Source organism: Evansella tamaricis (assembly GCF_019042215.1).
Classification (GTDB): domain Bacteria; phylum Bacillota; class Bacilli; order Bacillales; family Salisediminibacteriaceae; genus Evansella; species Evansella tamaricis.
The window spans coordinates 1-10816 of sequence record NZ_JAHQCS010000008.1; the positions used below are offsets into that span (position 1 = coordinate 1).

Consider the following 10816-nt stretch of genomic DNA (forward strand, 5'->3'; position numbering starts at 1 on the left):
TACTTGGTGTATTAACAACAGCGGCGGCATTTTTCGGAATCATGATGAACTTCGCGTTCATGTTCGCAGGTACAATCTCTTCTAACCCTTGGATGGTTCTTTTGACCGTATTCATCCTTGCTGCTGGATACAACGCAGGCCGAATCGGTGGCGACCATTGGGTAATGCCTTACATTAAAGAAACTGTATTCAAAGGTAAATTCAGTAAAACAGTCGATCAAGCTGCTTAATATTAATAATCCGAATAGGATGCTATACTCCCTGAAATAGATTCGACGTTTACATCACTAGGTGTAGACGTCTTTTTTTTGATTCTATTTCCAAAAACAGACGATTGCTTGTAGGCGATAAGTAGGAAACATAGTATGATGATATAACACAAATCGAAACTGCTACTTTAATCTAATAATAAGGTTTTGATAGAATAAAATTAGGGAAGTAAAAATACATTTAGTAATTGAGTGAATTTCATCATACTAAACACTCGTTTACCAATCGATTCAGGTTTAAAAAAGGGAGTACCACCTAAATGTGGAATTTAGTAAGTGAGGACCAAAATAATTTGAAGGACCCGGTGCATTAGAAGTCGTGAATCCTCAAATTCTTCCTTGCGGGAACAGCACGAACTGAACATCCATTTTTAACGAAGTGAAGTCTGAAATTGATTTGTAATGTTGGTTCTTCAATTTAAAAACAAATGAAAGGGAAAACTATGAGAAAGCTGAGAATCGTTATAGCAGATGATGATCCCGAAATTAGAGAATTACTGAGGAATTATATAAGCAATTTTCCTAATATGGTAGTAGTGCATGAAGTGAATGATGGCGAGCAATTATATAAAACTACCGTAAAGTGGCATCAAAAAATCGATATTTTATTAGTAGATATTAATATGCCAAAGATAAATGGTATGGAAGTAATCAGATTAACAAAAAAAATTTGTCCACATATAAAATCGATTTTTATTACCGGTTATGGAGAATTCGCCGTTGAAGCGTTTAATCTCGCAGCAGTCGATTTTCTCATGAAACCGATAAATCAAGAAAGATTATATGAAGCACTAGTAAAAACTGTACATTTAATTAGATTGGAAAACGATCATAAGAACGCCATCTTTCCTTCGAACAATAGATTAGTGATTAAAAGGGGCAGATCAGTTTTTTATATACCAGTGCATAGTATTTATTTTATTGAAAAAGCAGGTAAGCTCACATTGATTCATTCCAAAAGCGGCCTGTTTGAAACAGGTGATTCCCTCGATTCTCTTGAAAGTACCATCTCCAACCGGACCTTTTTTCGTTCTCACCGTTCTTATATTGTAAATACAGACCATATACTGCAAGTAGAGACCTTCGGAAAAACTTATTTAGCCTACTTTGATAATTATGACAAGATAGCACATATTTCCAAATTAAAAATAAAAGAATTGGAAACCATACTCAATCCAATATAAAAATTGACCATTTATGTACTAAAACACAAATAGATTGCGAACAGAGGTTGTCTCAATCGGGAAACAAATCCCTATTGAGGGCAACCTTTTTTTGCGCTGACAATGGACTTTAGGAACATATCTGTTCATTTGTGTTGAAAAGTGCTATTTGGACTGTGGGATAGTTAAAACTGGAGTTGAAAGGGGGAAAAATGAGCATGAATGGGTACTAACAAAATTCGACAAATTAATCTATAGATCCTACGATGGAAATATAGCCTATTCTCGTAATCCTACAATAGTAACATAATCTTTTCTATCAATCCTACGGTAGTTTGATAGCCTCAACCAATATATCTAATAAGGGTGGTACTATGAAGAATACTAAAAATATTCTTGTATTTCAAGAGTATAAAAATTTAAATCTATTAATAAAATCTATCGTAACCACGATCGAAGGGGTTAAGAATATTTATACCATATCGAAGCAGGAAGATATTGTCTCTGCCTATAACGAGGTAAAACCAGATGTGTTCCTTTGTGAAATAAATACGATCAACCAGTATTCTAAACTAACTGAAATTGTAAACAATCAAACAGCATCCTCCACTATAAAAAAGGAGGTTATCTGCATCATTAATGAGGATAACAATTACATGAGAAACGTCACATTAAATGATGGGATGAATCATTTCCTAGAGAAACCAAATTTTTGTGTCAACAAAGTGAGGAACTTACTGATAGAGTGTTTAGGAAACAGGCATGAATCCTCGTGACTTCGTTCATATGTTGTCCACTTACATGACAGTACTTTTTCTGAAAGCCAAGAAATCCCCACGAAAAATCCTCCGATTATCATACATGTAACATCTGCCAAGTGCACCTCCCATGTATTAAAATCACAGAACGGCCTAGCCACCTTCAAAACCATTTTTTTCCCATGTTTAAAGCGGTACAATCGACTATAATGAAAGCAGGAAGGGAGCGGTTAGGTATGTACATAATGGGTGTGGACGGCGGCGGCACGAAAACGTACGCGGTTATTACGGATGAGCGCGGAAATCTGATCGGCGAGGGGATGGGTGGTGGTGCGAATCATCAAAGCGTGGGGATGGAGAGGGCGTTAGGGGAGATTACTCGGGCAACTGGGGAGGCATTGTTTAAGGCGGGGTTGACTCACGAAGATATTGCGTTTGTCCAGTACGGGCTGTCAGGGGCGGACCGGCAGAAGGACTTTGACATCATTCTTCCGGCGTTAGAGACGCTTCCTTTTGAAAAATGGGATGTGGTTTGTGACACGATGGAAGGGCTTCGAACAGGCAGTAAGGATTATACCGGGGTGGTCCTTGTTTGTGGGACGGGTACGAATGCGGCTGGGAGGAATCGCAAAGGGGAAACGGTCCAAACTGGGGGTTTCGGTTATTTGATGGGGGATTATTCTGGTGGTGCGCAATTGGCCACGGAGGCATTTCGCAGAACGATCCGGTCGTGGGAGCTGCGGGAAAAGCCAACGTTGCTTACGGAGCGGGTGCCAGCCTTCCTTGGGTTTGGGTCCGTGGAGGAGCTTTTTCATTATTATTTAGATCATGATATTCATCATGTTCCCGCTTCTCTCGCGAAGGTCGTGCATGATGCGGCTTTAGAGGGGGATTCCGTCGCAATTGATTTGTTGAGGGAGTCTGGTACGGAACTTGGCCTGGCGGCAGTTTCGGTGATGAAAAGGCTGCGGTTCGATTTGGAGATGGAATCGGAGTTGGATTCGGATTTGGAGATGGATTCGAAATATGGCGCGGAGTTGGAATCGACGTTAGACTTGGATTCGAAATTGGAATCGGAGATGGATTCGGAATCTGACGCGGAGTTGGGATCGAAGTTGGGTTCAGATAGGAATAATCGTCCGGACGCTGGAGAGGAAATGAATTCCGTATCTTGTGTGGACTCTAGGGAGGAAACGAATTCGGTTTCTTGTGCGGATGTGGACAGACCCGTTGTCCCAATTGTTCTCGTGGGGAGCATTTTACAAAAGGGAAAAAATGCGGTGTTGTTGTCTGCGCTTGAGAACACGATCAAAAGGGAGCAGGAAGCGGGAACGCCAACTAAGGGAGCAGTTAGAACTGGAGCCGAGCAGGTGACTAGGTCTAGTTTGGAAGAAGTGCCGGTACAAATCCCCGACTTCGAGCTTGTGATACCAAAGGTAGAACCGGTATATGGGGCAGTCCTGCTCGCGATGGATCGACTACATATTCCTGTGACAGAGGAAGTGGAACGAAACTTGGAAGATAATGGGGGTTACCGAAATGATGGTAAGTAAAAAATTGAAGGTTGTGGTGATCGGCGGGGGATCCTCTTATACGCCTGAATTAATCGAGGGGTTTATAAAGAATTATCCGCAGTTGCCGGTGAGTGAGTTATATTTGGTGGACATCCCAGAAGGGGAGGAAAAATTAAGGATCGTTGGGGAGTTAGCACGCCGAATGCTAGACGAGGCGAACGTGGATATTGCGTTGCATTTGACGACAAACCGTCGTGCTGCCATCGAAGGTGCTGATTTTGTTACGACGCAAATTCGCGTGGGGATGCTCGAGGCGAGATCCCGTGATGAAAGGATTCCGTTGAAGTATAACCGGATTGGTCAGGAAACAACCGGTGCGGGAGGGTTTGCGAAGGCACTCCGAACGATTCCTGTTATTCTGGATATTTGTAAAGATATGGAGGAATTGGCGCCGGACGCTTTTTTGCTCAATTTTACGAATCCGGCCGGCATCGTGACAGAGGCGGTTTTGAAGCATACGAATGTGAAAACGATTGGACTGTGCAACTTGCCGATTGGGACGAAGATGCAGATTGCTGATTGGTATGGGGTGGAAGTGAGCGATGTGGAGGTGGAGATGCAGGGCATCAATCATTTGAATTGGACGACGAAGATTGTCGTCCGTGGTAAGGATGTTACAGTGGATGTTCTCCATGGATTTGGTGGGGGATTGACGGTGAAGAACATTCCAGATTTAGAGTGGGATCCTCTGTTTTTGAAGTCGGTTGGGGCGCTGCCTTGTGCTTATCACCGGTATTATTATCTTCCGGAGGAGATCGTGAAGGATCAGCTGGCTGTGCTGGAGACGGAAGGAACCCGAGCGGATGTGGTGAAAAAGGTAGAGGAGCAACTGTTCGAGAAGTATAAGGATCCTAATTTGAAGAGAAAGCCTCCGGAATTGGAAAAACGAGGTGGTGCCTATTATTCGGAAGCGGCCATTCAGCTGATCCGTTCCATTTATAATGATAAAAAAGATTCGCATATTGTAAATGTCCGCAACAATGGTATTATCTCAGAGTTACCAGCGGATGTTTCCATAGAGGTGAATTGTCTGGTGGATGCGGACGGTGCCCATCCCCTTCCCTTAAATACAACGTTATCACCAGCGATTCGCGGTTTACTTCAAGTGGTGAAAGCCTATGAAGAGTTGACCGTAAAGGCTGCAGTAGAGGGTGATTATGAAGCTGGGTTACAGGCGTTGACCATTCACCCCCTCGTTGGGGACTCAAAGGTCGCAAAGGAGATTTTTGACGAGATATTAGAGGCGAATAAAGGATTTTTGCCACAGTTTAAGCGTGGAAGGAAATAGGGAAAAAGGGAACAGGTAACAGGGAAAAAGGAACGGAGTCCATAGTTAATATGGTTCTGTTCCTTTTTATGATTTTTAAGGAAGGGGAAAAGGTTTAAATAAATATTCCGTATGTTATGGAGCCGAGAATAGCTAAGGTAAAACGAATACCACTTAAGAGATGGACTTTCGGCTCCTCCGTAAAACGCCACAACATGAAAGTACGGAACCCAAACAAGGTGCTTAGTCCAATGAAAATGAAGATTCTTAAGTGAGGAAATTCTAGACTTGTAAAAATGATTATGATGAAAAGACAAGTGAAAAGTGACCTCTCAATAATCTCATGCATTTTGTTGACGTATTTTACGAACGGACCATGTAACCTCCATTTTTTTATTAGTAATCTAGAAATAACTTGATCCAGAAGGAAAATAGAAAATAATAAGATGATAATAGAAATCAACGAAAAACCTCCTACTTCTTATGTCTATTGAACCGAAGGACGTGCAGGACGGATTACGACCTTTAGAGTAAGATCATAACTGCTGATTAATTTCCGCTGCGTGCTGTTTTTATGAATAGCAGTTTAGTATTTTGTATTCGTTTCGAATAAAGGTTCCTGGAGTTCATAAAGTTTGCCTGTGATCGGATCCACGGTAAAGTACCGATCCTCCTCTGATTGCTGTCCCTGTATCTGGTAGTAATAATCAAGATTTCGATGGAATATTTGATTTTTTTCCACTGTCGATGGAATGGTTCTGTAACGGGTCTGGCTATAGTTTATTTCCGATTCCGTCTCCCTAATATGACTGGTGATGATAGATTTACCCTCCTTATAAGTATACGTTGGCAAGGCGCTGACAAATACGATGGAAGATAGGAGTAATAGGATGATTTGAGTGTGATTAAGGTATTCTTCGGATGATCTTTGATCATGGAATAAAAGGCGATTTGTACGCCAATAAAGAGAGCAGCATACATGGATAAGGAGATGACACCAGCAAAAATCGTTGCATTTAAGGTGAAGATGATAACGAAGAGGAAGAGCGAAATAATGGAAAGTAAACGTGCTGCATTTTCTTTTATCATAGTGCCTCCGTTAGGATGGTGGTGTATTTGGTCTCCCTTCATTTTAACATAACTATCAAATCCGAAAGCGTTGGGATCCGTAGGTATGGAAACGGGGAAAATTAAAGCTGCAGGGAGGGAATTGGGGAAAATTAAGAAAATCTTAAGAAATCTCCTAAATAGATATTAAGTTTTATCATTTATTATTATGATTATGAAAGATAGATTCGAGATTCGACAAAAACCGGGTGGTGCCTGTCACCTGTCGGGTTGGAGAGAAGGGGAACAAGGGATGGATACATACAATGTACTCGTTGTTGATGACGAACAGGAAATACGGGATGCCATTGAGATTTATCTGAAGAATGAAGGCATTACAGTGCTGAAAGCGAAGGATGGGATCGAAGCGCTAGATATCCTGACGGAAGCGAAGCAACAAATTCACCTTATCATTCTTGATGTGATGATGCCGAGGCTGGATGGGATCGCAGCAACGTATAAAATACGGGAAAAGAAAAACATTCCAATTATTATTCTCAGTGCAAAAACTGAGGATACTGATAAAATTCTTGGTCTTCAAGTGGGGGCGGACGACTATGTGACTAAACCGTTCAACCCGATGGAGCTGGTGGCCCGTGTGAAATCACAGCTTCGTCGTTACGTCACTTTCGGCACCTATGAAGGAGCCAGCGCTGAAAAAATCATCAACCTGAATGGTTTAACGTTGGAACCTGCTGCCAAAGAGGTTACCGTCCACGGCGACCCGATTAAACTGACGCCAATAGAGTATAAGATCACAGAACTCTTGATGGAAAATGCAGGACGAGTTTTTTCCATAAATGAAATTTACGAAAGGGTCTGGAATGAGCCTTGCTACAACGGCGAAAATACGGTGGCGGTCCATATCCGGAAGATCCGGGAAAAGATTGAAATTGATCCGAAAAATCCGAGGTATTTAAAGGTGGTGTGGGGCATTGGTTACAAAATGGAAAAATAGGTTACTTATGGTTCTCTGGGTGATTCTCTTATTGTTTGGGTTGAGTGGGATTTTTGTTTTCTCCACTTTAGGTACCGACTATATGGAGCGGGACTATTTTGCTACTTCGGAGTTTCGTTCTGAACTCCATCGGTTTACGGATCTTTTGTTTGTGTTCGATATTAACAACGTGTCGTATGATGATGCGGTGGAAAATATCACGGTATCAGAAGAGGAGATTGATGAACACCGATACCGTTTCGGGGGGTTAGAGGAACAGGTTCAAAGTATTTATGAGCGTTATGAAAACCGGATCGAGGAGATGTATGCTGTAGATAATGAAGAGGCAGCGAATGCTCTCATGGAGGAACGGGATGGACTGATTGAAGATATTACCCTCAATTTTTCCAGTGACAGTCATGTTAGGGAAAAGGTAGAAAAGGAAAAGGAAGAAAGATTGAAGGCGTATTACCGGGATCTGGAACGGATTAGGCCAGATTTTGAGAAGTATTTGGAGCAGCTATATTATTATTTCGAGGATATGGAGACGGGCAAGGCGTACACGAATGTGGACGGGGCACGTGCAGAACAGGGGGAATCCATCGAAGATCTTCTGTTTAATGATCAAATGCTATATGTGACGGATTTTACGTTCTACAGCGACGCGTTCCTGCACAAACAAAACTTCATACAGGCAGAGATGGTAACGCTAGATCTGGATGGAGCAATGGTGGAGGAATATAATACCTCGTGGTTTGAAGGGCAGATCGCAGTTCCACATGGGCTTACGATTGCAGAGAGTCCTATTATGGACGCTTACGAGAAATATAAGAACGAGCAGCGGACTGTCTGGATCTATATTTTTAGTAGTGTGGTAGCGTTAATTTTCTGCGGTGTAATTGGAAAAATATCGAAGGGTGTTTCGGAAGAATTGCGGAAATGGGAAAACAGGTACAATTGGTTGCCGATCGATGTGAGGGTAATCCTTTTCATTGGTTTTACAGGTATTCCGGCATTTATCTTATTCATCCTTGGTGTAACAGCATTCTCCAATTCTTACGAAAATATCATCCGCATCATGTATGAGATTGTGTTGATAACGGTGCTGGCATCGCTGTTTCTTGCTCTCATCATAGCGCAATTCCTATTTCTGTGGCGAGCTGTGACTAGTTGGGCTCATTTGAAAAAGGAGTTGGGGAGATCACTCACAGTGAGGTTTTTGAATCGTTTAAAGAAGCCTGTGAAACGTGGGATGGAAAATCTGCAGGCCATGTTCTTAAATCAGAGTGTGGGGATACAGCTTTCTTTAGTAATGGTACTGATTTTCGTCCTTGGATTCGCAGGGGTCATGCTGTTTATGCACGAGTTTCTGGCGTTTATTTACCTGTTAATCCTGGCAGGGCTTGGTTTTCCACTGGCGACGGTTGTGGTGAAAAAAATAGGTTACTTTAACCAAATCGTGGAGAAATCGAATGAGATTGCATCGGGAAAACTAGGGTCAGATCTCCCGGTAGAAGGGAAATCAGTCTTGGCGAACCTCGCGGAAAATATCAATGTGTTGAAAGATGGGTTTCGAATCTCTCAAAGTGAACAGGCAAAAAGTGAGCGTCTCAAAACGGAGTTGATTACAAATGTCAGTCATGATCTGCGCACTCCGCTCACGTCCATAATTACGTACACGCAATTACTGAAGTCTGGTGAGGTGGCAGTGGAAGATCAGTCTGCCTATTTGGAAATCATCGACCGGAAATCAAAGCGACTGAAGGTTTTGATCGACGATCTGTTTGAGGTATCTAAAATGGCAAGCGGAAATATTGAATTGACAAAGAGCCGGGTGGATCTCGTCCAACTGCTCCAGCAAGCGCTTGGGGAATACGACGATACGATGAAGGAATCGAGCCTGCAGTTCCGCATTTCTAAGCCGGATGAACCCATGTACGCTTATGTGGACGGGCAAAAACTGTGGCGCGTTTTCGACAACTTAATTGGGAACATCTTGAAGTATTCGCTGGAAAACTCCCGTGTATATATTTCCATTGGGCGGCAGGATTCTGATTCTGGAAAAGGTGGTGCCCATTCGGAAGGGGCAAGTGTCCATGGACAAAGCTATGGTCATGGCTCCGGGGTCATGACGTTTAAAAATGTATCAAAATACGAAATGAACGATGACCAGGAAGAACTGTTTGAACGGTTCAAACGGGGAGATGAATCAAGAAATACGGAAGGATCCGGCCTTGGTCTTGCAATTGCCAAATCGATTGTGGATCTCCATGGAGGCAGTTTAGAAATAGAAACGGACGGAGATTTATTTAAAGCGACGATCACATTGAGTTTGGATAAGTAAAGTTGATGAAATCTGGCAAAATGGTTGCGGAATAGGTCAAACCTGAGTCGGAATCGGTTAAACGGGTAGCGGAATTCGTCAAATAAGTGGTGGGATCCGTCAAACGGATAGCGGAATTCGTCAAAAAAGAATTGGAATCAGTCAAATGGGTAGAAGAATCCGTCAAATAAGTGGTGGGATCCGTCAAACGGATAGAAGAATCAGTCAAAAGAATAGAAGATTCGGTCAAAAGTGAGAAGGAATTCGACAAAGAGGGAAGGGATCCGCTGGCAACGCATTTTTTTAGCGGAGAGGTATAAAAGAAATGAACGATCACACAATTGATTTTTCAGAAACATATAGCACGTACTATAGGCGCCTTTATCGAATTAGTTATTCCATCACCCGGGATGTGCATCTGGCGGAGGATGTGGTTCACGATGCGTTCATCAAAGCGATGGCGAAGGCCGGTACGATGGAGGATGAAACCAAAATCGGCGCGTGGCTCTCTGTCATAACGGGGAGAATGGCCATTGATGTGCTGCGCCGCGAACGGAAGAAAAAAGGGGTGCTCATGGAGCAGGAGATGATCGATTGTCTTGGAAAAGTCATGAAACAAAACGTGGAAGAAGAAGTGGAAACAGCCTTTTTCGAAGAGGAAATCCACACAGCTATCAGCAAGTTGGGTCATGAGTACCGGGATGTACTGATCCTAAAGGTGGACCACGGATTAAAGGAACGGGAGATTGCCACCGCCCTTGATTTGAATCCTTCCACTGTAAAAACGAGGATTTACCGGGCGCGCAAACAATTAAAGCATCTGTTCTTGGAGCAGAACGAGAAGGTTCAGTTGATCAGTTGATCAGCAAAAATTTCATTTTCGGGAAAAAGCATGAGGACATTGATTCGTAACGTATGTTCTATTTGAAAAACGGAAAATTCCAATGTAGTTAAACTTTTAAAATAGTTCATAATCATAATAGATGACAAAAGCACATGCTAGTTTTGAGCGTGTGCTTTGACATGTCATCGCTCCTCCTTTGGAACGAGCATAAGAGGTATGAGTGATAAAAGTTAGTAGATTTTTTCAAAGTGTCCTTGACATAGGGTCCACTTTAATTGGATGCACTGTGTTTTTCTTTAAGCGGAAGTGATGATAATCAGGGGACAGTAATTAAAGTTTTGACTGGAATTCTCCGAAAACCTTGCAATACTTTAGTACTTTGGCGACTGAGATGGTAACAATTTATTGGAAATGATCTAGGTGTGATCAAAGTCACAATTCCTCCACAAGTCTGTAACAGAGCGTTCACAAATGTGACGGTTTTCACAAACTAATCCGTTATATACTATGAGTGAAGATAGTTAGTGATCACTCACAACAAAATAAATAAGAAACAACAATGAAAAACGAACCA

General features: G+C 42.3%; 9 protein-coding genes and 1 pseudogene. 8 read left to right on the forward strand and 2 right to left on the reverse strand.

The genetic code is table 11. From position 1 onward, the window contains the following. The 5 genes and pseudogenes from KS419_RS00315 to KS419_RS00335 all read left to right on the forward strand — a co-directional run. A pseudogene (locus KS419_RS00315) lies at positions 1 to 230 on the forward strand (Crp/Fnr family transcriptional regulator); the annotation flags it as partial. Positions 231 to 712: 482 nt separating this feature from the next. Then, the gene (locus tag KS419_RS00320; protein ID WP_217064101.1) at positions 713 to 1453 is read left to right on the forward strand and encodes a LytR/AlgR family response regulator transcription factor; all 741 of its coding nucleotides are present in this window, start codon (positions 713 to 715) and stop codon (positions 1451 to 1453) included. A 353-nt stretch (positions 1454 to 1806) separates the two neighbouring features. After that, positions 1807 to 2208 (forward strand): hypothetical protein, encoded by a 402-nt coding sequence (locus tag KS419_RS00325; protein ID WP_217064102.1) that lies wholly within the window; start codon positions 1807 to 1809, stop codon positions 2206 to 2208. 218 nt (positions 2209 to 2426) lie between these two features. Then, a complete protein-coding gene (locus tag KS419_RS24705) occupies positions 2427 to 3743 on the forward strand; it encodes an N-acetylglucosamine kinase (RefSeq protein WP_246593567.1) in 1317 nt (438 codons plus the stop codon). After that, on the forward strand, positions 3733 to 5052 hold the full coding sequence (locus KS419_RS00335; RefSeq protein ID WP_217064108.1) for a 6-phospho-beta-glucosidase: 1320 nt from the start codon (positions 3733 to 3735) through the stop codon (positions 5050 to 5052). Before KS419_RS24705 ends, KS419_RS00335 begins: the two co-directional genes overlap by 11 nt. A gap of 94 nt (positions 5053 to 5146) precedes the next feature. Here the strand turns inward: KS419_RS00335 and KS419_RS25590 are convergent, their stop codons facing one another. After that, positions 5147 to 5494 (reverse strand): DUF4181 domain-containing protein, encoded by a 348-nt coding sequence (locus KS419_RS25590; protein WP_217064103.1) that lies wholly within the window; start codon positions 5492 to 5494, stop codon positions 5147 to 5149. 317 nt (positions 5495 to 5811) lie between these two features. Continuing rightward, positions 5812 to 6120 carry a hypothetical protein gene (locus tag KS419_RS00345; protein WP_217064104.1) on the reverse strand — a complete coding sequence of 103 codons (309 nt, stop codon included), beginning with the start codon at positions 6118 to 6120 and terminating at the stop codon, positions 5812 to 5814. 271 nt (positions 6121 to 6391) lie between these two features. Here KS419_RS00345 and KS419_RS00350 point away from each other — a divergent pair, with 271 nt between their 5' ends. The 3 genes from KS419_RS00350 to KS419_RS00360 all read left to right on the forward strand — a co-directional run bounded on the left by KS419_RS00350 (position 6392) and on the right by KS419_RS00360 (position 10260). Next, the gene (locus KS419_RS00350) at positions 6392 to 7096 is read left to right on the forward strand and encodes a response regulator transcription factor (protein WP_217064105.1); all 705 of its coding nucleotides are present in this window, start codon (positions 6392 to 6394) and stop codon (positions 7094 to 7096) included. Continuing rightward, entirely contained in the window at positions 7074 to 9419 is a 2346-nt protein-coding gene (locus tag KS419_RS00355; RefSeq protein WP_217064106.1) for a sensor histidine kinase, read from the forward strand. The genes KS419_RS00350 and KS419_RS00355 overlap by 23 nt, the downstream gene beginning before the upstream one ends. Positions 9420 to 9723: 304 nt before the next feature. Next, positions 9724 to 10260: an RNA polymerase sigma factor gene (locus tag KS419_RS00360; protein WP_217064107.1), complete on the forward strand. Its 537-nt coding sequence runs from the start codon at positions 9724 to 9726 to the stop codon at positions 10258 to 10260. The last annotated feature ends 556 nt before the right edge of the window (positions 10261 to 10816 follow it).